We start from the raw sequence: 26,993 nt of genomic DNA, 5'->3' as shown, positions 1-26,993 counted from the left end.
GCGGTAGATGCAGCTGACCCACCCGATCCATCAGGCATTCTCGCGTGGTTTCTATTCCGATTCGGGCCGCGACTACGAGGTCCGACTGTTGCTCGGCTACTGCACATCCGGGGGCGCCGACGCCGGGGAGGTTCTCGCGACCATCGACGCCCTCAACTCCGGGCACGAGCAGGCGTGGGCCGATGCCTGGCTGGCGGCGGGCCGTCGGGTGGCCGGCGCTGCGCGCGACTCGTTTGCCCACGGGCACCGAGAGAGCGCAGCGTCGGCGTATCTGCGTGCGGCGAACTATCTCTCGACCGCCTTCGACGGCCTCGACGGGGTGGGTACCGAGACGCAACGCATGACGGTGTTCGCCGAACACCGCGCCGCGTGGGACGGCTTCGTCGGCGCCGGCTCCTTTGCGGCACAACGCCTTTCCATCCCCTATGACGGAACCACCATGCCCGGCTGGTTGGTGCGGCCCGCCGACGACGATCGGCCCCGCCCGACACTGGTGTTGGTGAACGGGAGCGACGGGTCGATTTCGGCTCTGTGGTGTGCGGCCGGGCACGCCGCACTCACCCGGGGATACAACGTCGTGCTGTTCGACGGCCCGGGGCAGCAGTCGATGCTGTTCGAGAAATCGGAGCTGTTCCGCCCCGATTGGGAGGCGGTGCTGACCCCGGTCACCGACACCGTCATCGCGCAGCCGAGTGTGGACGCGCAACGCCTTGCGGTATACGGGATTTCACAGGCCGGTTTCTGGGTGCCGCAGGCGTTGTCCGTGGAGCACCGTTATCGGGCGGCCGTGGTCGATCCCGGGGTGATCGATGTGTCGGCGTCGTGGACGACACACCTGCCGAAATCGTTGGTGGGCATGCTCGACGATCCCTCGAAGGCGAAGCGATTCGATCAGGAGATGGCCCTCGGGCTGACCGGACAGAAAGCAACCCAACGCATGTGGGCGTGGCGGGCACGACCTTATGGGCACAACGGGCAGTACTTCGACACGATGCGCGAGGTCATGCGCTACCGCCTCGACGCCGATGCGGCCACCGCGATCACCACCCCGATGTTGATCACCGCCCCCGAACACGAGCAGTTCTGGCCCGGGCAATCGGCCCGGCTGGCTGCGATGCTGACCGGAACGTCGTCGACCGTCGTCGATTTCACCGCCGCCGAGGGCGCCAGTTGGCACTGCCAGCCGATGGGCCGGGCGGTGACCGCCGAGCGGATGTTCGACTGGCTCGACGACGCTCTCGAGGTGAGTGCGTGATGGTGGGCCGTCAGGGAAAGCGGGATGCGTTCGAGGGTCTGGATCTCGCGTCTCTGAACGGGACCCGTGCGGTGGTCACCGGCGCCACCAACGGATTGGGGTTGGCGACGGCGCGTGCACTCGCCCGCGCGGGTGCCTCGGTGATCCTGCCCGCCCGTGACGTCGAGTTGGGGCGCCGCCGCGCCGACGAGTTCGGCGGCGACTGTTCGGTGGTTCGGCTCGACCTCGCGGATCTGTCGTCGGTGCGCGACTGCGCGGCATCCATCGAGGGGCCCATCGACTTCCTCGTCAACAACGCCGGCATGTTCCCGCACACGCACTCCCAAACCGTCGACGGATTCGAACTCGGCATCGGCACCAATTTCCTCGGCCCGTTCGCCTTCACCAATCTCCTTCTCGCACAGGTCCGCCGACGCATCGTGTGCGTCGCGTCCGACGCCCACAAGGCCGCGCGGATCGATCCGGACGATCTCAACTACTCCGACGCGTCGTGGAGCCCACCGCGCGCCTATGCCCGATCCAAGCTCGCGGTGATGTTGTGGGGTCTGGAGCTCGACCGGCGCTTGCGCACAACGGGTTCGCCGATCGAGACGATGTTGACCACGCCCGGTTGGGTGGCGTCCAACATCTCCAACAAACCGCACCTTGGACTGGCGCATCGCATCGTCCGCGGCGGTGCCGAACTGTTCGCCAACGACGTCGACGCCGGTGCCGCCACCACGATCTACTGCCTCACCCAGCCGATCGCGACCGGGAGCTACGTCGGCGTCGACGGCATCGGCGCGCTGCGCGGGCGGCCGGTGCTGTTCGGCCGCTCCGCCACGGCCTGCGATTTCACGCTCGCCGGCCGGCTTTGGGAGGCGGCCGAAAGGCTCACGGGGACGGGGTTCTGAGTTCTGCCACGCTGTCCTCCGGCCGGACGATTCGTAAGCCGAACGGCCCTGATCTCAGACAGCATTTGATTACGGTCCCTTTACCTGCATCAGCGTTCAAAGGAGTCCGTCGCAGTGACCACCCCTCCCCCGCCCGGCAGCGGCGACCCCAACCCGTATGAGCCCCAGCAGCCATACGGACAACAGCCCTACGGCCAGCAGCCATACCCCTACCCGCCTCAGCCACCGCCGAAGAAGCGGAAGATCTGGCCGTGGATTCTCGGTGGCGTCATCCTCGTGTTCGTTCTCATCATCGGCGGTTGCGTTGCTCTCGTGGGCACTGCAGCCAACGAGGTCGACAAGCAGTCGAAGAAGGAGGTCGAGGTCACGTATCGCGTGAGCGGTACCGGAACTGCGTCGATCACCTGGACCGACAAGGACTTCAACATCGCGCAGGCGACGAATGTCACGCTTCCCTGGGAAAAGAAGGTCACCGTCACAGGCTTCGCGAAGGCAGCATCGCTCACCGTCACCAATGACGAGTCCGATACCGCGTCGACCAAGTGCGAGATCATCGTCGGCGACCAGGTGAAGTACACACAGACCGCGACGGGTCCGTACGCATCGGCGACCTGCACCGGCAGCGTCGACTAGTACGGCGACTCGGCGTCGCCCGATCCGTCTCGTCGGGTCGGGTGACGCGCCAACCCTTCAGGTCCACCGCAACCCTGATTCAGCGAGGACCGATGCGTTTCCGCCGAATCATTATGTTATGTATTACTTTTCATCGTCCGACTCCACGAGCAGTGAGCGTCGCCGCACGATCGTGGTCACCGACGTGGCCAGCAGGAGTCCGCCCGCAGCGATCCAGAGCACCGCGTCGGGAATGCGGGTGTACGCGTATGCACCGGCAATGGCTCCGGCGGACAAGGCAATCCACATCGCCAGGTAACGCAACCACGCGGTGCGGGACCCACCGAAGAAGCCGTCCACCAGCCGCTGCCCGGCCTTGACCAGGGTTCCGGTCATGTAGGTCAACCCGATCGACACCTCGCCTCCGCGCTGAAACGTGGCGTTGAGCACGCCCATCGCCACCGAGATCACCAGGATCGCAGGCACTCCGACACCCAGCGACTGGGCGAGGGCGGAGCAACCGACGATCCCCGTGGTCGCCCACAACACCACCACTCTGCCGTGCGCGAAGCGTGACAGCACCGACCCGGCGACGACGCCGAAGAAGAACAGCCCGATCAGCCCGGCGGCCCGCCCGGCCTGCACCCAGTCACCGGAGGCGGCATTCGCGGCCGCCCTGGTGGTGTTGCCGCTCATGAAGGACACGAAGAAGCCACCGAGATGCAGGAAGCCGACGGCGTCGAGGTAGCCGGCGATCGCCGCCAACACCATTGCCAGCGCCAGTTCCCGCCTGCGTATCGAGTGCACTCGCGGATTGTGGCACACACGTGCGGGATGCAGCCCACCACGAGGCGAGATGTAGCAGAAGGTCACGCCATGGGCGAACGTTCTGCTACAACGTGCGGATACGACGACGTCGACCGGCGGAGGGAACGTCATGGCTTCTCGAGCCTCGGCTCGCCATGCAACGCATCCTTGACCTGCGTAAACAGTGACGAGCACATGGCGGCCAAGTCAGCGAAAGCCTTTGAGGCGTGACTCGCCGCCGATCGAGTCCGGTATCGCACCTGCTTCAAGTGCTGATCGCGCCGGGACGAAGCCGCGGGTCAGTTGCCATCACCTAGGGGTGCTCACTGCTGTCGGCGAGACGAATAGCCATGATCGAGTCGAGGAGTTCGACGATCGGAGTGTCCTCTTGCATGAGCATGTCATCACCAAACGACCACGCCAGGCTGCCCGGATCACGAGTATCGAACATGTAAGCCACTCGACGACCGTTATGCCCGATGACACCCATCTCGAGCGGTGTGGGCGCGTCACCGATACTCACGGGCACGTTGTCGGAGTTCGTAACAGTGATCGGCCCGATATCGTCGAGCACGCCCGTCAGCGAGGCATATTCTTCCATCGTCATCCAATCGGCGACCGAATCGATGCCGTTGTCGAACCAGTGATCGGCGAGAAGTCCGTCGTGGAGCGACGATGTGAACTGGCGCAGACGGACGGGCACACTGTCCCAGAATGTTGGCACCGCGGCGGGATTCAGATTGGGAAGCAAGCCCACTTTCGCAATCGGCCGATGCTCCCCAGTCTCCTTCCGCACATAGAAACTGAAGTAGAACAGGCCGATCTCCAGGTTCTCGCTGCCCGGCCGCGAGAACTGCGCAACCCGAACATGAGTGCCGAACTCTGCGATGGCGTTCGCCATCCTGGGCAGGTACTCGCGAAGACGATCGGCAGCGACACGCACTCCTGCCCGACCAGGTGCGTGGTGTGCATCGAACCAGTACTGCGGAATCGCAACATCGCCGCCGGCCTGCTCGGGAGAGTCAACGAACTCGAAGTGCCGCCCGTTGGCGCGACGTATCGCTCGGAACAACTGTGGAATATCAAGTCCCGATGAGGATGTCATTGAAATGTCATCTTTCGCTGATCGGAGAATGTGTCAAAACGCTGAGACGCGGCCCGCCGTTGACGAGTTCGGCGACAATCAGCATCCCTGCTCAGGGATGCTCGCTACTAGCGGCAAGCCGGGTGGAAATGACAGAGTCCAGTACATCGCCGATCGGCGCATCTTGTTGCATGAGCATGTCGTCACCGAACGACCATGCCAGACCGCCTGGATCACGGGTATCGAACATGTAGGCAACCCGACGGCCGTTGTGTCCAATGACCCCCATCTCCGGCGGCTTGGGCGCGTAGCTGATGTCGACGGCCTGGTAGCTGGAATCGGAAACCGTCACTGGTCCGATGTCGTCGAGCACCCCGGTCAGCGACGCGTACTCCTCCATCGTCATCCAATCGGCCACCGAATCGATGCCGTTGTCGAAAAAGTCATCCTCCACCAGTCCGTCATGAACCACAGCGGTGAACTCGCGCAGCTTCGATGGAGCGCTGTCCCAAAACTTCGGCACTGCGGTAGGAGCTGGATTGGGGAGCGAACCAACCAACGCCAATGGCCAGCGCTCGTGGGTTTCCTTGCGCACGTAGTAGCTGATGTAGAACAGGCCAATATGCGTGTCGTCGTCAACTTTATTCCGCGAGAACCTTGCCACTCTCACGTCAGTGCAGAACTCCGCGATGGCGTTCGCCGTCCTCGGCAGGTACTCACGAAGGCGATCGGCTGCGATACGCACTCCCGCTCGCCCCGGAGCGTGATGCGCCTCAAACCAATATCCGGGAATCGCTACCTCACCGCCGACCTGCTCCGGCGAGTCAACGAACTCGAAGTGCCGCCCCCTCTGCCTGGCCCTGGTCAGCAACATGTCAGGCAGTTCTGTCTCCGATGCATTCGACACCTCGATACCACCCTTTCTCGAATGTGTGGATTAGAGCGCAAAATCACCCGCAGGAAGACCACGCTAGCGGCATTGGTGACGGAACGCGTACCAACAATCACGTTCTGGCCGATGGTATCGGCTCAGAGCAACCTGCAAAGCAATGTATTGCTGAATCAGCATTCATAGGCGATGGCTTCTTTGATTGCCAGACGTCGGCGGACGGATCGTGGTGGTGGGATGAGCATGCGACTCAACGCTTGCGGCGACACTCTGACGTCAGGGTGCGAGCGTAGGAAGAACAACGTGGACGCCAGGGCGTTGGGTTCCACAGTGAAGTCCTTGGATCGAATCACATGCTCGACCGTGTCGACGTTGGTCCTCGGCTCTGCAGCGGTCAGGTCGACCGATGTGCCCGGTGGGCAACTGAACCGAATGCACGGTTGATCGCCAGCGGACCGTTCGATATCGGCGATGAGTTCAACGGAATCGGTAAGCGGCACCTGCCAGCAGTCGCGTCGAATCTTGACCAATACTGTGTGATCGGTGATTCTAATGAAACTTCGTGAGCGAATGACCGAAGCTGCAACAAGCCCGTACAGAACGGCACACAAGCACGGAACACCGGCATAAAGAAAGATGCGCGGCATCACCCCGCTGGTACCGCCGACAATTGCCGACAGAAACACCGCCCCGATGGCGGTGAGAGTATAGGCCTGCGAGGACCGAGCCCACACCCTGTACCCAATGCGGAGTTCCGATACCTCAGTCACCAGTGCAGGTTTCTCCGAGACGATTCCCGACGAGAGCATCCCAAGGCCTCCCGCCACCAATACCGTTGCCCACACTATTGATTGTCCGATGGCAAACATTCCCATCCCGATCATGACAATCGCCAAGACTCGCGACACCCAACCAAGGGGATTTGGCCACAGCTTTATCCACCGAAAGTCATCCGGCATATCCCTGTGGTCGCCGTAGCAGCTAGCATTTTCTGGCACACGTCCATCTCTCACATACTGCACAATCGAATTGGCGAGCGAGTGCACCGGCATCTGCTTTTCGTCAGTCAGTACACGCTGCGCCTACCTATCGATTGTTCCGATCCACGAGATCCACAAAACGTGGGAGCAACCGGGTCGCGAAAACGCAGTCTTCTCGTCTCCCTTGGCATCGCCGAAACCGAACAGTCACGTCCGGACCCCAACACTCGACCGCCAGGCATCCACCTCGACTCATGAGACCGCAAAAGGAACGTCACGGCTTTCGAACCCCAGTCCCGCCACTCAGCACATCCTTGACCTGCAAGAAAGGGCGACCCGTAGTGACAACGCAACGTCGCGAGCGCTGAGCAGCTCGAGCCAACAACGACCGGCCAGCGCGCGACTACTTCAGATTCATTGGGTAGCGCTCTGGGGGTTTCCCAGTAGTCTCCATGGCGACTATGAACGCGAGCACGTCGTCCTTATTGAAGCCCGTCCTGGCATGGTATTCGAAGTCGGCAACGAACATCACCGACAGCTTCATGCAGTGGATTATTTCCGTCAGTTGAGCAGTAGACAATTCCCGCCCCGGAAGGGCGTCGAAGTATCCGATAATTGCATCCCAAACTTCGGATCTGGAATTACCGGTCGTCAAACGAAGATATTCGTCAGGGGCCGCCTCCACCCCGTCAATCGCTGAGCTTTGCATCAGTTGAGTTTCTATGTCACTAAAATGCAAGGCAAGACTCCTATCTGAGCTTATCATCAAAGTAGCGCCGTCCGGCGGAAGGACTAAAAGCAGTTCCCTCGCCGTTCGGATCATAAATGACTACGGCGCCTCGTTGTCCGTTCCACCAGGCTTCCCGATTATTACTGAGTGTCTTGTGGTCTTGAGGTGGCGCCCATCGGATCGTGCGGTAGATCATATCGATGTACTCGTCTCGCGTGGTAATACCTCGGGGAAGGTCGCCTCTCGCCTGGTGTTTGGCGAAGCCGTGGCCGTTGCCGATATCGAGCGCCTTATCCATCGCGTCGGCATCATTGACCACTTTCACAATACCGAGGACATCGCCATTCGATGTGCGATTGACTCGCGTGTTACCCGAGCCTTCGCTCCACTGCATCGTCGACACATGCCGAACAACCACCGTATCAAGTTCGTTGACCTTGATGTGTCCCTTCACACCTGTGGGCGTGTACTCGATCTTTGCCTGGTCGGTGACATCCTTGCCGTTGACCCAGACCCGCACCTTGTTGCGAGTCATCCGAGCATCTCCGTTGGAGACGATAGGTGTCGCGTTGTCAGAAAAGGTGAGTGTGCCGGTCTTCTGCCCGGGGTCGGGGTAATACCTCATATTTCCCGTCACCTGAACATCGCCCTGCCATCCCCCACGGATCGGAAGATCTTCGTCTGGATAGGCATACTCTCGGCCATCGGTGATCGGGAACGGGATCTCGTCGTCAGCCAACGTCCGGTAGTTGCCTGGAATCCTGAGTCCCTTGCTGTATCTCGACAGCCTTGAACGTGCCCGCGGATTGGCCGCGGCGAATGCCGCCGCCCCCGCGACCACCCACGCCGCCAACGGGATCTCCGGCTGTTTCGAGCCGGAATCCAGAGCATGGGGCGGGGTACCTGGTTCGGGATTCGCAGTGACCGCGCCCGGTACCGTCGTCACCGCAGGAACAGCGGTAGAAGGCACCACCGGTATCTGCCCGGTGTTGTCGCCCGGAGGTACCGATTGCGGTGCTGTCGGCCGGACACCGCCAGTGTTCGGGTTGGTCGGCCCGGAGCCGCCGTTGCCACCACCTGCTGGCGGCTGTGGGGTGGCTTGTCCGGGGACGGTCACGATCGGTGTGCCGTTCCCTGAATCGCTCCGGGTTTGGTGCACACCTGGTTACTGGTGTGTCTCCACGGGTGTGGCGACAACTTGAGTGTAGTAGTTCCTTTCGGCTTCTATCGGTGGGATCCGTCCGAGACGGTGCATCAGTCGACGGGTGTTGTACCAGTGGACCCACCGGGCGGTGAGGTGCTCGACGTCGCCAACCCGACGTAATGGGCCGGTTCGAAACGGTGAATCCTCGCGTACCGCTTCGGTTTTGTACAACCCGATCGTCGTTTCGGCTAACGCATTGTCATAGGCGTCGCCGACGGTGCCGATCGAGGCGAGGAGCCCCGATAACTCGAGAGTCTCCCCACACCGCACGGACGTGTATTGCGACCCGGCATCCGAGTGATGAATAGTGTTGCCCAACATCGGATTGCCCTCCTCCTCTCGCAGGTTGGCGGCGTGGCGGATCGCGGTCCGCACGAACCTGTCGGTCTTCGAGCGCGAGCATTCCCAGCCGACGATCCGGCCGGCGAACGCATCGATCACGAACGCCGTATACGCGAAGAAACCATCCGCCAGCGGCACATAGGTGAAGTCGGCCACCACCAGAACGTTCGGTGCGGGTACCGCGAATTGGCGTTTGACCAGATCCGCAGCCCGCGCCGCAGCCGGGTCAGCAACCGTAGTGCGGACCTTCTTGCGTCTGGTCACCCCGCGCCAGCCGTTGGCGCGCATCAGTCGCTCCACTGTGCACCGGGCCACTTCGATACCCTCACGGCGCAGGTGAGCCCACATCTTCACCGCCCCGTACAGCGACTCTGGTGTGCGCTCACCGTCCGCGTCAGGCTCGTAGTAGCCGGCCAGCACCTCGGTGATCGTGATGTCCCACAACGCCCGCTTCGACAGCGGCCGTGAGCGCCACGCATAGTAGGTTCTCGGGGAGATCGGTGCACCGTGCTCGGTGAGCACACGACAGATCTGAGCGACCCCGAACCGAGCACAATGCTCGGCGATGAACGCGCACACTACCGATGTCGCGGGTCGCTCTCCCGCGCGAAGAAAGACGTTGCCGCTTTGAGGATTTCGACTGTCTCCTCCAGCTCGGACACCTTGCGTTTGAGCGCCCGCACCTCCGCAGCCTCTTCCCGAGTCACCCCCGGCTTGTCCCCGGAATCGATCTCGTGTTGACGGACCCACTTCCGCAATGTCTCCGAGGTGATCTTCAACCGCTTTGCGGTCGCGGTGATCGCCGCCCACTCACTCGGATACTCCCCGCGATGCTCAACGACCAACCGCACAGCCTTGGCCCGCGTCGCCTCGTCGTACTTCTTCGGCATGATGCCAACCTTCCCTCACAAAGAGGTGTGCACCAAACCCGGGGATGTTCACCCTTCGCCCGGGCCGGGCCCGATGTTGGAGCCAACCTGCGGGCCGCCTGACCCCGCGCCGTTGGCGCCGGTCGCGGGTGCCGGGGTGTTCGTGGTTGGTTGGAAGGTGTTGGTGGGTACCGAGATGCACGGCCAGTTCGATCCGTATTGGGCACGCATCTGATCACACAACGCATCTGGCAGGTCCCCGGTAACCGGTCCAGGTAGTTCCAGAGCCGGTTCCTCGTTGTGATCGTCAGTCGATCTCGCAGCCCACGGGGTGATGTTGGTGGGTGCATCCGGCAGCGTACTCGGCCGGGGTTTGGTAGCCCAGCGCTGAATGTCGGTGTCGGTGGTTGTGGTCGTCTTTGAAGTCGTCGATGACCACGCGGGCCTCGAGCAGGGTGGGCCAGCAGTTGCGGTTCAAACACTCGTCGCGCAACCGATTGTTGAACGACTCGATGAACCCGTTGTTCCACGGTGTGCCGGGCGGAATGTAGGAGATCCCGACCGACCCTGCACAGAACGCCTGCAGGGCTTCTGAGATGAACTGGAGGGCCGTTGTCCATGCGCAGCACCATCGGTGGGCCACCGGCGATCGCGAATGTCTTCTCCAACTCCTCGATCAACCGCTCAGCCGGAATCGAGCGGTCCACGATGTTCAGCAACGACATCCGGGTGTGTTCGTCAACCATGGACGCGATCTTGATCTTCTTCCCATCCACGGTGGAATCGAACTGAAAGTCCAATGCCCACAACACTTTCGGTGCGTCCGCGACAACGACCGGGACCGATGACTGGCCGGCGCGTTTGCGGCGCGGAGCGCGCCGCACTTGCAGGCCCTCTTCTTTCCACAACCGATGCACTTTCTTCTTGTTGATCTCGATGCCGTCGTCGAAGCGCAGGTGCGCCCACGCGCGCCGGAACCCGTGCCGGGGGTTCTTGCGGGCATACGTGCGTAGCTGCTCGCGCAGTGCGGCGTCGGGATCGGCCGGGGTGTGCGCTTGCGGCAGCCGACGATAGGCGGAACGGGAAAGCCCAACTACCCTGCACGCCATCCGTTCTGACATGTTCTTGACGTCCTTGAGCATGTCGATGGCGGCGCGTTTGGCGGTCGGGCTCAGAATTTTCCCCTGGCGATCTCCCGCAGCGCGTCTTTCTCCAACTCGGCATCGGCGAGCAACCGCTTGAGTCGGCTGTTCTGCTCGCGCAGCTCTTTGAGTTCCTTCGCGGCGTCGCCGTCCATACCGCCGTACTGGCGGCGCCAGTTGTACAAGGTGGCCGCCGACACCTCGAGATCGGCGGCGATCTCCTCGCCGGTCTTGCCTTCCGCGGCCAACTCGTCGGCCCGGCGCAGCTTGCGCACGATGTCCTCCGCCGAATGACGCTTCCGTCCTGCCATGTTCTTCATCGTCCCTTCTCCGCCCTCATCAGGGCAATCAGGACTCTAAAACCACCCGGGCCGGTTCACTGGGGACACGCCACGATCACCCACGGGCCGTAGGAGTTTCGACGGCGCTGCCACGGTGCAGGCCATACTCGCGGCGACGATCGCCCGGTAGAAGCCGAAACCGGTCGGCCCGGCTTCGTCACCGACCTCGACCGGGCCGACCAACGCGAGTAACCAGACGATGATCGACCGATAGTCCGGTGTCAACCGCGCTGTGCGAACCTCGCCGCTGGACACATCACGTGCGTGCGCAACCACAGATCGCGCATGGACGTCCACACCGACACTTGTACCCTGAGTAATCACCGGAGGCCTCGGACAGTCTGCAATGTGGCTCTACCAGTGTGATCTGGCAATCCACGTCCAACTTGCAGCTCGAGGCCTTCGGCCCCGAACCTCCTCATACCGTCTAGACGGCGAGCGCTGCTGCTATCTGGTTTGCGTCGTCGACCCCGAGTGCGGACAACCCCTCAACGTACCCAATAAGCAACCCTGCGCCCGATCGAGTCGCGCTGAACTTTTCCGGGTCTAACGTTGCATCGTCGATGTGGATGTGGTGGAGAACGCGCGGTCCCAGGTACGTAAGCCACCCAGGAATACCTTTGATCAGCGCACCATCGCCAGCAGGATCGAGCCCGAAGCCATTGCATGCACGAAGTGCAGCGCCACCGGACACCGAGGCTACGTCGGGGCGAAGTCCGTCGACGACACCGTTGAACACGGCCCTCAACGGTGTCTCGTCAGGCGACCCCTGACTACTGACAGCGCCATGCAACATCTCAGGTCGTTCGATATTGATGGTCACTGCGACACTGTCCAGTGATTGGCCGTCCCCGGTCGCGATATGGATGACCAGCTCTACCGCGGCACCGGGCACCGCGGTGGTATCCGCATTGACCACACGGATTTCGTGCTGGGGAACCCACGCATCCAGCGCCATCGGTGGCGTTAACCACGCGTCGATAGTCCGGACGTCCTCCGACGTACGAAGAGGCATCGCTGGCACGTGGTCAGCACTGACGGGTACCCATCGTGCTGACGCCCAGAACCCCGACGTGCTCTCGAGCGCTTCGAACATGCTGCCCAGAAGGTCGAATGGGTCGGCTGTAGGGTCGGCTGCAGACGCGGCGTTCACCGCGAACAGCCCACCGCGCTCCACCGGCAGTTCACGCTCAAACGCGTGAAAAAAGTCCCGCTCACGCGCCCACCGGGCACCTTCGAGCAACCCCGTGGAGGGAGGAGCTGGTTCGTTTCCCGACAGATAACCGGCTCTTCAGGATTGACGGTGCGTGAAACAGGTTCTATCGACCACAAGATGTAGGTCGGATTTGCGGGTGTGAGCCGCGTGATGTGGGCGGGTCCTGTGGTGTGAAGATGAAAGCTCCTACACACTCATCCGAACACTCACAGGACCCATGACGCAGCGTAGCGCTATTGCCGACACGATTTGCCGCACCATCGAGTTGGGGGTGACGATCACCGATGCCGCCGTCGACGGCCAGGACCGTACCCACCTGTTCTGCCAGCTCCTGGACCCGAAGAACATGTGCCCGTCCTGCGGGCAGGCCGGGCAGTTGCGTGATCATGTCGACCGTGAGGTCGCCGATCTGCCGATCGTCGGGCATCCGACCCGGCTGCACCTGACGGTGCCCCGCTACACGTGCGGCAACGACGCCTGCGCGACGTCGGTGTTCCGGGCCGACCTGGGCGCGATCGTGGCCCCGCGTGCGCAGGTCACCCGCCGTACCACCACCTGGATCATGCGGTCGATGATCTGCGACAAGATGTCGGTCACCGCGGCGGCGGCCGCGGTGGGGTTGAGCTGGAACACCGTCAACACCCTGGCGTGTGAGGCGGCGAAGACGCTGGCCGCCGCACCCGCACGCCTGGCCGGCGTCCGCGTATTAGGCGTGGATGAACACAAGTGGAAACATGTTCGCGGCCAGGGTGATCCGAGTTTCGTGACGGTACTGGTCGACCTGACCCCAATCGTGGACGGTACCGGTCCGGCCCGGTTGTTGGATATGGTCGCCGGGCGCTCCAAAGCCGCGTTGAAGGACTGGCTCGACGCGCGTGATCCGGCGTTCCGCGACCGTATCCGGGTGGTCACGATGGACGGGTTCACCGGCTACCGCACCGCCACCGCCGAATCCCTCGACAAGGCACGGGCAGTGATGGACCCCTTCCACGTCGTACACCTCGCCGCAGAGAAACTCACCCTGTGTCGTCAACGCGTGCAACAGGATACGTGCGGACATCGAGGCCGCAGCGGGGATCCGCTCTACGGCATCCGCCGCACCCTGCTGACCCGGATCGGGCTGCTCACCGATAACCAGAAAACCCGCCTACGCACGGGCCTGGACGCCCGGGAGGAGCACGTGGCGGTGGCCATCACCTACGCGATCTATCAGGATCTGATCGACGCTTACGACCAGTCCAACAAGCGGGACGGGAAGATCGCGATGTACAAGCTGCTCAAACGTATCCATACCGGCCTACCCGCCGGCCTCGCCGAGGTAGCGCAACTCGGACGGTCGTTGTGGGCCCGACGTGCCGAGATCCTCGCCTACTTCGACACCGGCGCCTCCAACGGCCCCGTCGAAGCCATCAACGGGCGCCTCGAGCACCTCCGGGGTATCGCACTCGGGTTCCGCAACCTCAAGCACTACATCTTGCGGTCACTCATCCACTCCGGCCAACTCGCAGAAAGCCTGAATGCACTCTGAATTAGGAAGAGCCAGATAACCTGACAAGTACCCGCGCGCGTACTCCGACTGCACGATGATGTCGCGAGGATGTGCAGATTGCCCCACACGGTCACGGAGGCTGAAGACGCTCACCAGCCCTCGGAAAGTGTGTGGGTTACCGCTGATCACGAAGGGCTCGTCACCGTATCCGGCAACTCGCACCACCAGCCGAGAATCGGCCCAACCGGGTAGATCAAACCCTGAATCACGGCTCCGACTATCAGATGTCATCGTGTGTGCCCGTTCGGATATACATCGATGTGTTTACCTGTCTTAGGGTCGGTGACATCCCAGTGTTCACCACCGTGCCCGGATTTGTCCCAAGTCCATATCCGTCCCTTCTCATCCGGAAAACCCCCACCCCTTTTCGGCTTTGGAGATCCATCAGGTTTGCGCTCTATATTTTTCGGCGGTACATAGGGTACTTCACCGCCTGTCGGCAGCTTGTTGGCGTGGTTGCCGCTCCCCCATTCAGGATGAGGAACATCCGCGCCGTTGCCATTTGTGGGCGAGTTGTTGTTGTCGATGTGTAGTTGGTCCCATAGCCATTGCAGTGCGTGGCGGAAGGCTTCGGCGCCGTTGATGGCTTGGGATAGCAGCCACGTCATGATTGCCACACGCCGGGCAGCAGTCCTTCGGGTCCAGGAGCTGGCAAAACAGGTGGGTGCGGTCTTCGCCGTCGATGGCGGCGTCGGTGATGGTGACGCCGAGTTCGATCGTGCGGCAAATCGTGTCGGCAATAGCGCTACGCTGCGTCATGGGTCACATCTTGGCGGTCGTCGGCGTCTTTCCGTACGAGCGCAAATTCATCATGCATTTCGCTACGAAGGTCGCGACCGTCGCCGCGAACAACCGACATCTCTTCTTCAATACACGGGACGCGACCAGACAACTCGTTCACACTCGTCTCTACACGATCGATACGCGTATCCGTCGCATCGAATCGCTGGTCGACACGCGTGAATGCTGTCTGCATATACTTGAACATTTGCTTCATCTGCGTGTCGAGCTGGGAGAATTGATCGTCGTTCAAATATTACTATTATATATCGATAGGCGAGCGATTCAAGAGAGAAGTTCGTCGGACATAGGGCTGAATAGCACCTCGGAATTGTCCGCATACCGATAGTTAGCCCGCGCAGTGCGAATAATTGAAGCAGTCCTCGCAGGGTCAGCGGTGCGCCCGTAGATAGTATTCCGGTGGAATATCTCCAGTATTGTAATACGAGTAGAACAATTTGGCAGCTTCTTCGGCATCAAAAACTTCATGTTCGTAGACCTTGAGCGCATGGGAACCGAACCTAATTTCGACCCCCGGATTGCCCGAATCCGGGTCAGTGTGCAGACGGCCCACGGTGAAAAGTGTGCCATCGCCATTCTTATCAGTCTTTCGAATTTCGACGGTCATCTTCTCTGACGATCCTGCGGCTTGAATGAACTCATGTTGACTTAGTTTTACTTCTTCCGCGGATAGTTCGTCACGCCATCCCGGCCGCACCAATCGAGACAGCGTGCGGGTCGAACGATTCACGCCGTCGAACGCCAGAAATGGCATACGGAAGTTGTAAAGAGTCTCGTGCGGACCTATCCATGCCGTGTCCGGAAAATCCGTAAGTAGATGTGTCGGAGTCGCCATCTCTAATTTCCCCCTGCGGACGTATTGGGTATGGCGGGAACCTCATAATCGCGCACGCCAGTAACGTCAACTGTATCACCATTGGGTAGTTTTACCCTGGCCGGGTTGTCAGGCGCCACGGCCTTGTCAAAGCTTCTCTGACGTGCGTCTTTTGTGGCAGTGCCACTCTTTATCTCTACGCCGGTGTAGGTGCCGTCGCCGTTTGGTATCAGACCGTCGTAGTATCGAGGCGTGGGGAAGCCTGGCAGGCGTGCGGCCTTCTTCTGACGAATGCCCCGGGTTTGTTTGTTCCAGCTCGTCCAGCTTCGTATCCTCTGCCGCCTTTCCGTTGTTCGACCCACCGTTGCCGTCGGTGAATTGTCCCAGCTCGTTTCGTCCTGGCTCGGGCGATGAGTCATTCGATGTGGCTGCCAATATACCGCCCGCAGCGAGGAGCAGGACGCCTGCGCCCAAAACCCAGGGGGCCAACGGGCCGCTGGCGACCGTACCTTCGGTGGATAGCCCAGTTCCAGCGATCGCCAGCCCGCCAGCTGCCTGCGCCATCGCATCTGGTGCGTTCGATGGTGCGGCGTCGGGGTTTTCCTCAAGATTCCGGACGTGTTCACCGATCCGCTCGCGGAGGTTTAGCGCCTCTTCAGGCGTTGGATCGTTGAGCGTCGCAATCTCGTCTGGTGTCAGATACTGTATCCAGTTCGGATTCGTCCCGTCCCCGTAGCGGACATAGCCGTACTCCTGGTTTCCTTCATCCCAGGTGACAACGGTGTAAATCAGCTTACCCGTAGTATCACGAACCTCGAGATAGTCAACGGTGCGGTTACCGAGCTCTGGAATTGTCTGGCTGTAGCGCGTCGAACTCGAGCCATCCTGCAGAACAACACGTTCCGACGGAGTGCCTAGTGGACTCTCGCCGTGCTCGACGTGATCAACCGATAGCGCCTTGTTTACCGTAGTCGTGGTGAACGTCTGCCCGTTGGCAAGGGAGAGATGCAGGGTGTCATAAACGACTCCAGCATCATCGGACATCCTCGTAACTGTTGCATTTCCACCGTTTTGCAGCCGGAGGTTCTGCCCGGGTTCGGGCATATCATTCGTGAGGTTGACGATATCCTGCGCCGTGAGCCCATCAGCTTGAGTGGTCGGCGTAAACACCGTGTCACCATTCGGCGCCGTCTCTACTCGACTGTTCGGTATGAGTGTGGTCAGCAGCTGCTGCTGTTCGGCGGTCAAAGGCCGGGTGACCGTGATCAGATCTCCGTACTTAGGGGTGACCCAGTAGGTGTTGGAACCGGTAACAGTGCCGTCTCCGTTAGGAGTGAGCGTCGTATCGGCTCCCCAAGTATTCCCGGACGAAGTGACCGTCGGATTGCCACTGGTCGGCGGGTTGCCGAGCACATCTGGTATGTCCTGCGCTGTGACGCCTTGCTGCGGTGGCGGGCCAGCGGGAGGTGAGCCCTGTGGGTTATTGCTGACCATTCCCGGCGTTTGCGAAATCGACGGAAGTACTTCAAGCGTGCTGGGGTCCGTCCAGACCCATTCTGATCCGTTCCACACGTACGGGTCCGCCAGGATCGGATACAGCGCGTTCGGTGCGGGTTCGACGTGCTGGACCAGGTCACCGTTCTCATCGACGGTGTACCAGGTCTTCTGTGGCCGACCAGCGGCATCGAACGCCCATGGTTTCGCGATCTGGCTGACTGGTTTCCCGGTGGCGTCGTAGACGGTCGCTGACCCGTCCGGATTCACCCCGATATGCCCACCTGGTGGGACATCTTCTTGGAACACATAGCTTTTCGGGCTGCTCGGGTCATTGATCAACACCAGCTGCGACTGACCCACCGTCGCCCGCTCTGATCCGCCACGCCGCAACAACGACCAACTCCGCAGCCCGCCAGCGGACGCTGCGCGGCGTGCCCGCGGATTCGCCGTAGCGAATGCCGCCGCACCTGCCACGACCCATGCCGCGAGCGGGATGTCGGGCTGCTTCGAGCCGGAATCCAACGCATGGGGCGGGGTACCTGGTTCAGGGTTCGCAGTGACCGCGCCCGGTACCGGCGTCACCGCAGGAACAGCGATAGAAGGCACCACCGGAACCTGCCCGGTGGTGTCGCCCGGGGGTACCGGTTGCGATGCGGTCGGACGGACACCGCCAGCGTTCGGGGTGGTTGGTGCCGGTCCGCCGTTGCCGACACCTGGTGGCGGTTGCGGGGCAGCTTGTCCGGGCACAGTCACGATGGGTGTGCCGTTGCCTTCGCCCGGTCCAGGCCCGATATTGCTACCGACCTGCGGACCACCCGAGCCCGCGCCGTTGGCGCCGGTCGTGGGTGCCGGGGTGTTCGTGGTCGGTTGGAAGGTGTTGGTGGGTACCGAGATACACGGCCAGTTCGAGCCGTACTGGGCGCGCATCTGATCACACAACGCATCGGCGTGTGCCGGAGCCGGATCGCTACCGAGTGCGGCTACCGTGACCCCACCGCCGATCGCCAACACCGCAGCGGCCACCAGGCCGGCGCCGAGCCGGCGGTGCGGAAGCCGGTGACGCCCCCGACGAGGCTTCACCGTCACCGGCCCTTGTGGGCGATCGTCGTATCGCTGACTGCCGGAAATCACTTCTTGTTGCCCCACATCAGGGCACCCAGGATCGCATCCGCACCGGCCCAGAACCAGCGCCCGGCAATCGACATCACCAGAAAGAACACCAGGAACACCGGGATCACACCCCACCGGCCCGACCACACCCCAAGACTCGACAGGTTCGCCGCCGCCAGCACCAACAGCACGCAGCCAACGAGGAACAACACCACCTTCAGCACCGGCACCCCACCGCTATTGGAGGGATCGTCCGGCGCAGGAGTCGGGTCAGCCTCATCGGCCGAGCGACCGGCGTGGTCCGCCGTCGTGGAGAGTTCGGTGGTCGGCGCTTCGGCGTCGAAACGGTGCGCGCCTCCCGATGCAGACGATGAAGTTGGAGCAGTCATACGGGATCACAGCCCTTCCTGGAGAAAATCGAAGAACGAGCAGAGACAACGTCGTGACTCACGCAGCGCGCAACCACGCACGACGGGGTGGAGGCCAATGCCGACGGGTCACAGGTAGTGGGGTTTGCCGTACACGTTGATCGTGTTGTCGTTCAACGCTGTTGACACACTCACCGTCACGTACGCGCGGAGGGCGACCGGCCCCAAACAGCCGTCGACCTTCACATGCACGCCGTCGACGGTGATGCCGGCTTTCCCGGTCTGCATCTTCTTCGACCCGAACGGGATATCGGCGATCGTGCCCGGCCGCAACGTCGTAGAGATGTTCGGGGTGACCGTCGCACCGATCACCACCGCCGGCGGATAGGAAATGTTCATCTGCGCCGACGGGCCACCGGAGATCCCGACCGTGGCGCCCGACGTCACATCAGTGTTGCAGCCGATCTGAAACCCTGCTGCGACAGTGCCCGCCTGCACCGGCACCGAACCCGACCCGGCGATCACACCCTCACCCTTCAAGGACAGGAAACCCTCACGGGTCCACGGTGATTGATTAAGCGGCGGCACCGAACGCACCTGCTCATGGGACTTGATCGCCGAGACCACCCACCCGTCATCCGTCCGTTTGGTCGTCTGCTGATCAGCAAACGAACTCGGGGCAGCACCAGATGCACCCGCCCCGACCACCGACGCGGCCACCGCCAGCGCCGCACACACACCTGTCAGCCGCGATCGTCCCCACACCCGACTGCCATCGCACACCACGGCAACCCCCTCACCACATCAGTGCATCACAACAAAAATGTGATACCAGATTCTGAACTGTCCTCGAATACCCAAGCACGACCCACAGAGTTCGGCAACCTAAAGATCGACATCGGTTTCCTTGATTCGGCAAGTGTGCTGGTCACAGCGACACACGAGAATTCCGGACCGGAAACAATCCCCAAGAATGGGGACACAGACCGGCAGTCAGGCCGTTTCCCCAACATCTAGACAGCCGGCCATCCACCTCGACACACAAAAGCGATGAGCCGCGACACCGAATGTCAACGATGCCGCGACTCATCAAACTGCGGAAGCGGAGGGATTTGAACCCCCGGTGGTTTTACCCACGCTCGCTTTCAAGGCGAGTGCATTCGGCCGCTCTGCCACGCTTCCCTGCCGAAAAGGGTACGTGAGGGCCCTGCAACCGGCCGAATCGGCTCACGGGTCGTCATCGATCTCTTGACGCGTCGCCAGCTGGTGGATGCGGCCCGTGCACGCAGCGCGCCTACCAGCACCGACCGCGCTCAGTGGCCGCCCTGTGCCACGATCGGGTGATGCGTGCCGTCACCGTTTCTTCGTCAGGCGATCTGTCCGTCTCCACCATCGACGATCCGGTCGCCGACCTCGGCGAGGTCGTCATCGACGTCGTCTCGGCCGGGGTGAACCGCGCCGATCTGCTCCAACGTCGCGGCAACTATCCGCCGCCGCCCGGCGCGCCGGAGACCCTCGGGCTCGAGGTCTCGGGCCGGATCAGCGAGGTCGGGGCACGGGTGTCGGGCTGGTCTGTCGGCGACGAGGTGTGCGCACTGCTCGCCGGCGGCGGATACGCCGAGAGGGTGGCGGTTCCCGCGGCGCAGGTGTTGCCGGTCCCGGCCGGGGTTCTTCTCGCCGACGCGGCGGCGCTACCGGAGGTGGCGTGCACGGTGGTCTCCAACGTCATCGAGGCCGGTGGCCTGCGAGCTGGTGAACTGCTCCTCGTCCACGGCGGATCGAGCGGTATCGGCACCCACGCCATCCAGCTCGCCCACGCACTCGGCGCCCGCGTCGCCGTCACCGCACGTACCGCGGCGAAGCTCGATCGATGCGCCGGGTTCGGTGCCGACGTCCTGATCAATTACGCCACAGACGATTTCGTGGAGGTGATCACCGAAAGCGGAGGCGCCGACGTCATCCTCGACATCATCGGCGCAAAGTATCTGGCGCAGAACATCTCTGCGCTGCGCACCGGCGGCCGCCTGGTCATCATCGGCATGCAGGGCGGCACCAAGGCCGAATTGTCGATCGCCGCGCTGATGGGTAAACGCGCGTCGGTGATCGGGACGACGCTGCGATCCCGACCGGTCGATGGGGACGGCGGCAAGGCCCAGATCGTCACGCACACGCGAACGGTGACCTGGCCGCTGATCGAGGCGGGCAAGGTGCTGCCGGTCATCGACAGCGTCTACGACCTCGACGACGCCGCGGCAGCGCATGATCGCCTCGACAGCGGCGAGGCGATCGGCAAGGTGTTGCTGCGCGTGGCCGCAGTCTGATCACCGCAGACTGATCACCCAAAGCCGGTTACCCCCGGCGCCAAGAGCTGGCGGCTCAGCCGAGCCCGTCCGAACAGGGGCGGGCCGAGGAGCCGTCGCGGATCTTGCCGAAGATGCGGCGGAGGGACTCGAACTCCTCCGTGGTGAGCACCTCGATGACATGCTTACGGACCACCGCGTCGCGGATGTCGAGTTGTGCGCGCAGTTGGGCCCGTCCGTGGTCGGTGAGGCGGACCAGTCGGTGCCGGGCATCCGAGCGCGAGTGCACACGTTCGAGGATTTCGTCCTCGATGAGGCGGGCGACCACGCGTGACACCGTGCTCACGCCGGCATGCATGGCCGCGGCTATCTCACTGATCCCGATCGTTTCACGGGCGGCGATGATCTCGAGCACCCGCATGTCGTTGACCGAGACCCCCGCGGCGCTGAAGCCCGCGGTCACCTCGGCCATCAGGGCCCAGCCCCCGTCGACGAAAGCACTCCACACGGCCAACTCGTCGTCGGACAGCCGCGCGGACTCCTCGGTGTTCACTTTCCACAAAATAGTGCACCAGAGCAGAACTTACTAACTCAGTGGGTCGGGCGACCGACAAAAGTTGTCCACTTCACGCCAGCGAACCGAGTGTCCGCACGAGATGGTCGACCTCGTACGGCGTCGAATACGGTCCGAGCCCGACGGTGACAGCTCCTCCGAAATCGCCGGCGCCCATGCGGGCGAGCGCACGGCTCGGCAGGTCGGCGAGCGCACAGATCCCGTTGTCGGCGAGTCTGCGCACCACGGTGTCGGCCCCGACCCCGTCGACGGCGAAGCTGACCAACGGGACCCGGTTGTCGCTCTTGCCGATCACCGACACGTGATTGAGCTGGTCAAGTGAGTTGATGAGGTAGAAACCGAGCCGCTGCAGGTACTCGTTGACGCCGTCGAGAGCAGTGGTCAGTCGTCGCCGACGCTTACCCAGAGCAGTCTCGTCGAGACTTGCGAGATGTTCGACGGAAGCCACCACGCCGGCCAGTAGGGCGCCTTGATGCTCGTCGATCTCGAGTCGCTCAGGCCCCACCGCATGCGGATCCGATGACATCGTGTTCAACCGGTCGATCGCCCGCGGCTCGGCGAAGACCATCGCCGCCATCCGCGGCCCACCCCACCGTTCGGCGGACACGACGACGACGTCGGCACCGAGTTCGTCGATGTCGAGCGGAAGGTAGGGCGCGGCACTCGACGCATCGACGACGACCATCGCGCCGACCTCCCGCGCCCGCGCGGCGATGTCGCTGACATCGGTGAGGGTGCCCAGCGTCGACGAGGCCAGGGGAACCGCCACCACAGCGGTGTGCCGGTCGATCAGGTCGTCGTACTGCCAGGCCGGCAGTTCTCCGGTTTCGACGTCGATCTCGGCCCACCGCAGCGTGCCACCGACGCGGTCGACGACGCGCACCCACGGCAGGATGTTCGGCTCGTCGTCCTGGCGGCTGACGACGACGTTGCCCGACAGCCATGTGTTGGGGTTGATCGCCTCGGCGAGCGTCCACAGCAACACCGACCGCGACGGTCCGAGGACCACGCCGGCGGCCTGCCCGGCCACCAGGTCGGCGATGGCCCGACGGGCACCGTCGAGGGCATCGGCGGTCTCGCGCGCCGCCGGATACCGCCCCCGCGCCGATGCCCCGAGCTGGCGGAACCCACGGGACACCGCGCTGGCCACAGAGTCCGGGATCACCATCCCGGCCTGCGGATCGAAGCGAATCCAGCCGTCGCCGAGCGAGGGAAAAAGTCCACGCGCATGGGCGACATCGAAGGGCATGGCCCCACGATAGACGCGGCCTGTGCGCCGATCAGCGGGTATCCGATGACCGGTTCCGTACGTCGGGCGCAAGCCGGTTGGGCACAATGGAGGACATGGTCATTGACGGCAACAATGCGAATCCCTTCGGCACCCCCGATCGCGACGGAGCGTCCGAGACCGACAACGATTCGGTCGTCATCCTGGGTGCCGACTCGCCGCTGGGTACCCAGGCCGCGGCGCAGGGTTCGTCCTCGGAGTCCTCCGACGGTTCCAGCGTCGCCGACATGGTCGAGCAGCCGGCGAAGGTCATGCGGATCGGCACGATGATCAAGCAACTCCTGGAAGAGGTCCGTGCGGCTCCGCTCGACGAGGCGAGCCGCAACCGGCTGCGCGAGATCCACGAGTCGTCGATCCGCGAACTCGAGGACGGGCTGGCACCGGAGCTGCGCGAGGAGCTCGAGCGGCTCGCCCTGCCGTTCACCGACGACACCACCCCGTCCGACGCCGAGCTGCGGATCGCCCAGGCCCAGCTCGTCGGCTGGCTCGAGGGGCTCTTCCACGGCATCCAGACCGCACTGTTCGCCCAGCAGATGGCCGCTCGCGCTCAACTCGAGCAGATGCGTCAGGGTGCGCTGCCACCGGGGATGACACCGTCGGCGGGCGGACACGGCAGCACCGGCCAGTACCTCTGATCGGCACCTCTGAACGCCGGCGGTGGGCCCGGCGCTTGTATGCTGTGGCCTCGTGTCAGCCGAAGTGATGCAGGGGCGGGTCCCACCGCCGCCCACAGGTGCGACGTCGCGGTCCATGCGCCGGGCGTTCGACGACCTGTCGGCGGGTCTGAACGCCCGCGAACTGTGGCTGCATCTCGGGTGGCAGGACATCAAGCAGCGCTACCGCCGCTCGTTGCTCGGTCCCCTGTGGATCACCATCGCCACCGGTGTCACCGCGGTCGCGATGGGCCTGCTCTACGGCGAGCTGTTCCACATGGACATCAAGTCGTTCCTGCCGTACGTGACGCTCGGGTTCATCTTCTGGAACTTCATCCAGAACTCGATCCTCGAGGGCGCCGAGGTGTTCTCGAAGAACGAAGGACTGATCAAACAGCTGCCGTCGCCGGTGAGCGTGCACGTCTACCGGATGGTATGGCGGCAGCTGATCATCTTCGCCCACAACATCGTCATCTATATCGCGATCCTGATCATCTTCCCGCAGCCGCTGAATTGGACTGCCCTGCTGGTCATCCCGGCCATCGCGCTGTTCGTCATCAACGGTGTGTGGGTGTCGATCGTCTTCGGCATCCTCTCGACCCGCTTCCGCGACATCGGCCAGTTGCTGACCACCGCGGTGCAGTTGGTGTTCTTCATGACGCCGATCATCTGGACCACCGAGAACCTCGGCAAGCAGACCGGAGAGAAGTCCGAGCGACTCAAACTCGTCGAACTCAACCCGATGTATCACTACCTCGACATCGCGCGCGGCCCGCTGCTCGGTGAGTCGGTGGCCTTCTATCACTGGGCGGTCGTGATCGGCTGCACGATCGTCGGCTGGCTGATGGCGTTGGCCGTGATGCGCAACTACCGCGCCCGCGTGGCCTACTGGGTGTGACCGGCGGAGATAGGGCGACAACCATGGCGACCAGCAAGAGCACTGTCCGGGTGGACACCTGGGATGCGTGTGTCGACTTCCCGATATTCGACGCCAAGACGCGCTCGCTGAAGAAATCGGTGATCGGTGCGGCCGGCGGCGTGATCGGCGCCAATGCGTCGAACGTGATCGTCGTCGAGGCCCTCAAGAACATCAATCTGCATCTCGAGCACGGCGATCGCGTCGGATTGGTCGGGCACAACGGTGCCGGTAAGTCGACGTTGCTGCGACTGCTGTCGGGGATCTACGAGCCGACGCGCGGCCACTGTCAGGTGACCGGCCGCGTCGCGCCTGTCTTCGACCTCGGGGTCGGCATGGATCCGGAGATCTCCGGCTACGAGAACATCATCATCCGCGGCATGTTCCTGGGACTGACCCGCAAGGAGATGCTCAAGAAGACCGACGAGATCGCGGAGTTCTCCGAGCTCGGCGACTACCTGAACATGCCGCTGCGCACCTACTCCACCGGTATGCGGGTGCGACTCGCCCTCGGCGTGGTGACCAGCATCGATCCGGAGATCCTCATCCTCGATGAGGGCATCGGCGCCGTCGACGCCGAGTTCATGAAGAAGGCGCGGACCCGCCTTGAGGCGCTCGTGGAGCGCTCGGGCATCCTCGTCTTCGCCAGCCACTCCAACGAGTTCCTCGCGCAGCTGTGCGACCGCGCCCTGTGGATCGATCACGGCGAGGTGCGCATGGACGGCGGCATCGAGGATGTGGTGAACGCCTATGAGGGCCCCGAGGCAGCATCGCATGTGCGTGAGGTTCTCGACGGCCTGAAGAAGGAAGCCGACACCGCCGAATGAGCATGCGCGACAAGATCGTTGCGGTCGTCGTCACCCATCGCCGCGCGGAGCTGCTGGCCGCATCACTGTCGGTCCTCGCCACGCAGACTCGGCCCGTCGGCCACATCGTCGTCGTCGACAACGCCAATGAGGCAGCGGTCGCCGAACTCGTTGCCGCTCAGCCTGTTCCGACAACGTATCTGGGGTCCGAGCGGAATCTCGGTGGGGCGGGCGGTTTCGCGCTGGGCATGCTGCACGCACTGGCCCTCGGCGCCGACTGGGTGTGGTGCGCCGACGACGACGGCCGACCCGAGGGGCCCGAGGTTCTCGAGATCCTGCTGGGCTGCGCGACCCGCCACGACCTCGCCGAGGTGTCACCGGTGGTCGTCAACATCGACGATCCGGACACCCTTGCATTTCCGCTTCGACGCGGAATCGCCTGGCGGCGTAAGCGTTCCGAGCTGTTCGAGAACGGCGAGGACAGCGGCAACGATCTGTTGCCCGGCATCGCGTCGCTGTTCAACGGAGCCCTGTTCCGCGCGGACACGCTGGACATGGTCGGCGTGCCGGACCTGCGTCTGTTCTTCCGCGGTGACGAGGTCGAGATGCATCGCCGGCTGCAGCGGTCCGGTCTGCCATTCGGAACCTGTTTGACCACTGCGTATCTGCACCCCTACGGCTCCGACGAGTTCCGGCCGATCATGGGCGGCCGGATGCACACCCAGTACCCGGACAACCCGACCAAACGATTCTTCACCTACCGCAACCGCGGCTACCTGATGAGCCAGCCCGGGATGCGCAAGCTGCTCCCGCAGGAGTATGCACGATTCGGCTGGTACTTCCTGGTACAACAGCACGACGTCAAGGGCTTCTCCGAGTGGCTGCGCCTGCAGCGGCTCGGCCGGCGGGAGCGGTTCGTCCGGCCGGAGTGAGGGGTGATTCACCCCGGTTTGTCGACCCCGATCGAGCTGTCTCGCGGCGTTAGCGCTGCCCTTCCCGAACCTTGCCCCACAAAACTAGAACATGTTCTACTGTGGAGACGGACCACGACGGGCTATCCGGGGAGTAGAGCATGCGTTTCACCTTCGCCGAGGCGATGACCGATCCGGCCTACTACGCGCCGCTGGCGCAGGCCGCCGAGGCAGCGGGCTATGCGGGGTTCACGATTCCGGACTCACTCGCCTACCCCGAGGAGTCCGACGCGACCTATCCGTACACGCCCGACGGCAACCGGGAGTTCCTCGAGGGCAAGGCGTTCATCGAGACCTTCATCGAGGCGGCCGCCCTGGGAGCGGTCACCTCGACGATTCGCTTCACACCGTTCGTACTCAAGCTACCGGTCCGCCCGCCGGCCCTCGTCGCCAAACAGGCAAGTTCGGTTGCGTACCTGACCAACAACCGGCTCGCGCTCGGGGTCGGCACGAGCCCCTGGCCCGAGGACTACGACTTCATGGGGGTCGACTTCCGCAGGCGCGGAAAGCGTATGGACGAGTGCATGGACATCTTCCGTGGGCTCACCTCCGGGGAATACTTCGAGTTCCACGGCGAGTTCTACGACATCCCGAAGATCAAGATGGCCCCTGCGCCGACCGAACCGATTCCCCTGCTCGTCGGCGGCCATGCCGATGCCGCACTACGCCGAGCGGTGGTCCGCGGCGACGGCTGGATGCACGGCGGTGGACCGCCCGAGGAACTCGACGCCCTGCTCGACAAGATCACCGACATCCGCAAGGCCGAGGGAAAACTCAACGATCCCTTCGAGATTCACGTCATCTCGCTCGACGCCTATACCGTCGATGGCTGTAAACGTTTGGAGGACAAAGGCATCACCGATGTCATCGTCGGCTTCCGGTTGCCCTACATCGTCGGCGACGATACCGAACCCCTACAGAAGAAGCTCGATCACTTGAACTGGTACGCCGACAATGTGATCGCCAAGGTCAACGGCTGAGG

The 26,993-nt window shown here is 63.0% G+C and carries 26 protein-coding genes, 1 tRNA gene and 2 pseudogenes; 10 read left to right on the top strand and 19 right to left on the bottom strand.

The genetic code is table 11. The features are described from left to right. Positions 1-7 precede the first annotated feature (7 nt). The 3 genes from J6U32_RS04565 (at position 8) to J6U32_RS04555 (ending at position 2,781) form a co-directional block, all read left to right on the top strand. A complete protein-coding gene (locus J6U32_RS04565; RefSeq protein WP_208793736.1) occupies positions 8-1,255 on the top strand; it encodes an alpha/beta hydrolase family protein in 1,248 nt (415 codons plus the stop codon). Continuing rightward, complete coding sequence (locus tag J6U32_RS04560) at positions 1,255-2,148, top strand: SDR family NAD(P)-dependent oxidoreductase (RefSeq protein WP_208795953.1); 894 nt, start codon at positions 1,255-1,257, stop codon at positions 2,146-2,148. The genes J6U32_RS04565 and J6U32_RS04560 overlap by 1 nt, the downstream gene beginning before the upstream one ends. 114 nt (positions 2,149-2,262) lie before the next feature. Further along, positions 2,263-2,781, top strand: coding sequence for an MmpS family transport accessory protein (locus J6U32_RS04555; RefSeq protein ID WP_208793735.1), 519 nt, complete (start codon positions 2,263-2,265; stop codon positions 2,779-2,781). A gap of 123 nt (positions 2,782-2,904) precedes the next feature. On the opposite strand, the gene J6U32_RS04550 is transcribed toward J6U32_RS04555, so the two are convergent. The 9 genes and pseudogenes from J6U32_RS04550 to J6U32_RS04510 all read right to left on the bottom strand — a co-directional run bounded on the left by J6U32_RS04550 (position 2,905) and on the right by J6U32_RS04510 (position 12,106). Continuing rightward, positions 2,905-3,543, bottom strand: coding sequence for a YoaK family protein (locus tag J6U32_RS04550; RefSeq protein ID WP_208795952.1), 639 nt, complete (start codon positions 3,541-3,543; stop codon positions 2,905-2,907). 337 nt (positions 3,544-3,880) lie between these two features. After that, entirely contained in the window at positions 3,881-4,672 is a 792-nt protein-coding gene (locus J6U32_RS04545; protein WP_208793734.1) for a hypothetical protein, read from the bottom strand. Between the two features lie 91 nt (positions 4,673-4,763). Further along, complete coding sequence (locus J6U32_RS04540) at positions 4,764-5,558, bottom strand: hypothetical protein (RefSeq protein WP_208793733.1); 795 nt, start codon at positions 5,556-5,558, stop codon at positions 4,764-4,766. A 155-nt stretch (positions 5,559-5,713) separates the two neighbouring features. Then, positions 5,714-6,586, bottom strand: coding sequence for a hypothetical protein (locus J6U32_RS04535; RefSeq protein WP_208793732.1), 873 nt, complete (start codon positions 6,584-6,586; stop codon positions 5,714-5,716). A gap of 337 nt (positions 6,587-6,923) precedes the next feature. Continuing rightward, positions 6,924-7,229, bottom strand: coding sequence for a hypothetical protein (locus J6U32_RS04530; protein WP_208793731.1), 306 nt, complete (start codon positions 7,227-7,229; stop codon positions 6,924-6,926). A gap of 40 nt (positions 7,230-7,269) precedes the next feature. After that, a complete protein-coding gene (locus J6U32_RS04525) occupies positions 7,270-8,367 on the bottom strand; it encodes a hypothetical protein (RefSeq protein ID WP_208793730.1) in 1,098 nt (365 codons plus the stop codon). Between the two features lie 48 nt (positions 8,368-8,415). Then, positions 8,416-9,686 (bottom strand): IS3 family transposase gene (locus J6U32_RS04520; protein ID WP_208793729.1). Its coding sequence is split into 2 segments (ribosomal slippage): positions 8,416-9,413 and positions 9,413-9,686, totalling 1,272 coding nucleotides; the frame shifts between segments, so codons are not numbered across the junction. Between the two features lie 286 nt (positions 9,687-9,972). Beyond that, positions 9,973-11,118 (bottom strand): annotated as a pseudogene (locus J6U32_RS04515) (IS3 family transposase). A 457-nt stretch (positions 11,119-11,575) separates the two neighbouring features. Further along, a complete protein-coding gene (locus J6U32_RS04510) occupies positions 11,576-12,106 on the bottom strand; it encodes a hypothetical protein (protein ID WP_208793728.1) in 531 nt (176 codons plus the stop codon). A 475-nt stretch (positions 12,107-12,581) separates the two neighbouring features. Between J6U32_RS04510 and J6U32_RS04505 the strand changes: the two genes are divergently transcribed. Continuing rightward, on the top strand, positions 12,582-13,892 hold the full coding sequence (locus J6U32_RS04505) for an ISL3 family transposase (protein WP_208791341.1): 1,311 nt from the start codon (positions 12,582-12,584) through the stop codon (positions 13,890-13,892). A gap of 248 nt (positions 13,893-14,140) precedes the next feature. Here J6U32_RS04505 and J6U32_RS04500 read toward each other — a convergent pair whose 3' ends face one another. The 8 genes and pseudogenes from J6U32_RS04500 to J6U32_RS04470 form a co-directional block, all read right to left on the bottom strand. Continuing rightward, the gene (locus J6U32_RS04500) at positions 14,141-14,530 is read right to left on the bottom strand and encodes a polymorphic toxin type 37 domain-containing protein (protein WP_208793727.1); all 390 of its coding nucleotides are present in this window, start codon (positions 14,528-14,530) and stop codon (positions 14,141-14,143) included. After that, positions 14,526-14,672: pseudogene (locus J6U32_RS27225) on the bottom strand (ISL3 family transposase); the annotation flags it as partial. The pseudogene J6U32_RS27225 and the gene J6U32_RS04500, both read right to left, overlap by 5 nt. Beyond that, on the bottom strand, positions 14,659-14,946 hold the full coding sequence (locus J6U32_RS04495) for a hypothetical protein (RefSeq protein WP_208793726.1): 288 nt from the start codon (positions 14,944-14,946) through the stop codon (positions 14,659-14,661). The pseudogene J6U32_RS27225 and the gene J6U32_RS04495, both read right to left, overlap by 14 nt. A gap of 138 nt (positions 14,947-15,084) precedes the next feature. Beyond that, positions 15,085-15,468: a hypothetical protein gene (locus J6U32_RS04490; RefSeq protein ID WP_208793725.1), complete on the bottom strand. Its 384-nt coding sequence runs from the start codon at positions 15,466-15,468 to the stop codon at positions 15,085-15,087. Positions 15,469-15,675: 207 nt separating this feature from the next. Beyond that, the gene (locus J6U32_RS04485) at positions 15,676-18,048 is read right to left on the bottom strand and encodes a hypothetical protein (protein WP_208793724.1); all 2,373 of its coding nucleotides are present in this window, start codon (positions 18,046-18,048) and stop codon (positions 15,676-15,678) included. A 104-nt stretch (positions 18,049-18,152) separates the two neighbouring features. After that, a complete protein-coding gene (locus J6U32_RS27220; RefSeq protein ID WP_244332595.1) occupies positions 18,153-18,524 on the bottom strand; it encodes a hypothetical protein in 372 nt (123 codons plus the stop codon). A gap of 108 nt (positions 18,525-18,632) precedes the next feature. After that, on the bottom strand, positions 18,633-19,241 hold the full coding sequence (locus J6U32_RS04475; protein ID WP_244332593.1) for an MspA family porin: 609 nt from the start codon (positions 19,239-19,241) through the stop codon (positions 18,633-18,635). Positions 19,242-19,600: 359 nt separating this feature from the next. Next, positions 19,601-19,685 (bottom strand) — tRNA-Ser (locus J6U32_RS04470). A 161-nt stretch (positions 19,686-19,846) separates the two neighbouring features. On the opposite strand from J6U32_RS04470, the gene J6U32_RS04465 reads away from it, so the two are divergent. Continuing rightward, complete coding sequence (locus J6U32_RS04465; RefSeq protein WP_208793722.1) at positions 19,847-20,824, top strand: NAD(P)H-quinone oxidoreductase; 978 nt, start codon at positions 19,847-19,849, stop codon at positions 20,822-20,824. Between the two features lie 55 nt (positions 20,825-20,879). Here the strand turns inward: J6U32_RS04465 and J6U32_RS04460 are convergent, their stop codons facing one another. Beyond that, entirely contained in the window at positions 20,880-21,356 is a 477-nt protein-coding gene (locus tag J6U32_RS04460) for a MarR family winged helix-turn-helix transcriptional regulator (RefSeq protein ID WP_208793721.1), read from the bottom strand. A gap of 73 nt (positions 21,357-21,429) precedes the next feature. Beyond that, complete coding sequence (locus tag J6U32_RS04455) at positions 21,430-22,626, bottom strand: aminotransferase class V-fold PLP-dependent enzyme (protein ID WP_208793720.1); 1,197 nt, start codon at positions 22,624-22,626, stop codon at positions 21,430-21,432. Positions 22,627-22,721: 95 nt separating this feature from the next. Between J6U32_RS04455 and J6U32_RS04450 the strand changes: the two genes are divergently transcribed. The 5 genes from J6U32_RS04450 (at position 22,722) to J6U32_RS04430 (ending at position 26,991) form a co-directional block, all read left to right on the top strand. After that, a complete protein-coding gene (locus J6U32_RS04450; protein ID WP_425324106.1) occupies positions 22,722-23,300 on the top strand; it encodes a bacterial proteasome activator family protein in 579 nt (192 codons plus the stop codon). Between the two features lie 67 nt (positions 23,301-23,367). Next, complete coding sequence (gene wzm, locus J6U32_RS04445) at positions 23,368-24,216, top strand: galactan export ABC transporter permease subunit Wzm/RfbD (protein ID WP_165776348.1); 849 nt, start codon at positions 23,368-23,370, stop codon at positions 24,214-24,216. A 23-nt stretch (positions 24,217-24,239) separates the two neighbouring features. Next, positions 24,240-25,061: a galactan export ABC transporter ATP-binding subunit Wzt/RfbE gene (gene wzt, locus J6U32_RS04440; protein WP_006369281.1), complete on the top strand. Its 822-nt coding sequence runs from the start codon at positions 24,240-24,242 to the stop codon at positions 25,059-25,061. Continuing rightward, a complete protein-coding gene (glfT1, locus tag J6U32_RS04435) occupies positions 25,058-25,972 on the top strand; it encodes a galactofuranosyltransferase GlfT1 (protein ID WP_280118973.1) in 915 nt (304 codons plus the stop codon). Before wzt ends, glfT1 begins: the two co-directional genes overlap by 4 nt. A gap of 140 nt (positions 25,973-26,112) precedes the next feature. Next, positions 26,113-26,991, top strand: a complete 879-nt coding sequence (locus J6U32_RS04430; RefSeq protein WP_208793718.1) for a TIGR03619 family F420-dependent LLM class oxidoreductase — start codon at positions 26,113-26,115, stop codon at positions 26,989-26,991. Positions 26,992-26,993 lie beyond the last annotated feature (2 nt).

Origin of the sequence: Gordonia polyisoprenivorans, assembly GCF_017654315.1 — a bacterium.
Classification (GTDB): Bacteria; Actinomycetota; Actinomycetes; order Mycobacteriales; family Mycobacteriaceae; genus Gordonia; species Gordonia polyisoprenivorans_A.
Note: the sequence above shows the minus strand (reverse complement) of the source record. Positions and strands in the feature narration are given on the sequence as shown.

Bases quoted from the DNA above. Each gene is read 5' to 3' on its own strand.
- J6U32_RS04560 (WP_208795953.1), top strand. From the start codon at position 1,255: ATGGTGGGCCGTCAGGGAAAGCGGGATGCGTTCGAGGGTCTGGATCTC.
- J6U32_RS04465 (WP_208793722.1), top strand. From the start codon at position 19,847: ATGCGTGCCGTCACCGTTTCTTCGTCAGGCGATCTGTCCGTCTCCACC.
- J6U32_RS04565 (WP_208793736.1), top strand. From the start codon at position 8: ATGCAGCTGACCCACCCGATCCATCAGGCATTCTCGCGTGGTTTCTAT.
- J6U32_RS27220 (WP_244332595.1), bottom strand. From the start codon at position 18,524: ATGACTGCTCCAACTTCATCGTCTGCATCGGGAGGCGCGCACCGTTTC.
- wzt (WP_006369281.1), top strand. From the start codon at position 24,240: ATGGCGACCAGCAAGAGCACTGTCCGGGTGGACACCTGGGATGCGTGT.
- J6U32_RS04430 (WP_208793718.1), top strand. From the start codon at position 26,113: ATGCGTTTCACCTTCGCCGAGGCGATGACCGATCCGGCCTACTACGCG.
- J6U32_RS04450 (WP_425324106.1), top strand. From the start codon at position 22,722: ATGGTCATTGACGGCAACAATGCGAATCCCTTCGGCACCCCCGATCGC.
- J6U32_RS04530 (WP_208793731.1), bottom strand. From the start codon at position 7,229: ATGCAAAGCTCAGCGATTGACGGGGTGGAGGCGGCCCCTGACGAATAT.
- glfT1 (WP_280118973.1), top strand. From the start codon at position 25,058: ATGAGCATGCGCGACAAGATCGTTGCGGTCGTCGTCACCCATCGCCGC.
- J6U32_RS04505 (WP_208791341.1), top strand. From the start codon at position 12,582: ATGACGCAGCGTAGCGCTATTGCCGACACGATTTGCCGCACCATCGAG.
- wzm (WP_165776348.1), top strand. From the start codon at position 23,368: ATGCAGGGGCGGGTCCCACCGCCGCCCACAGGTGCGACGTCGCGGTCC.
- J6U32_RS04545 (WP_208793734.1), bottom strand. From the start codon at position 4,672: ATGACATCCTCATCGGGACTTGATATTCCACAGTTGTTCCGAGCGATA.
- J6U32_RS04490 (WP_208793725.1), bottom strand. From the start codon at position 15,468: ATGCCATTTCTGGCGTTCGACGGCGTGAATCGTTCGACCCGCACGCTG.
- J6U32_RS04455 (WP_208793720.1), bottom strand. From the start codon at position 22,626: ATGCCCTTCGATGTCGCCCATGCGCGTGGACTTTTTCCCTCGCTCGGC.
- J6U32_RS04510 (WP_208793728.1), bottom strand. From the start codon at position 12,106: ATGGCGCTGGATGCGTGGGTTCCCCAGCACGAAATCCGTGTGGTCAAT.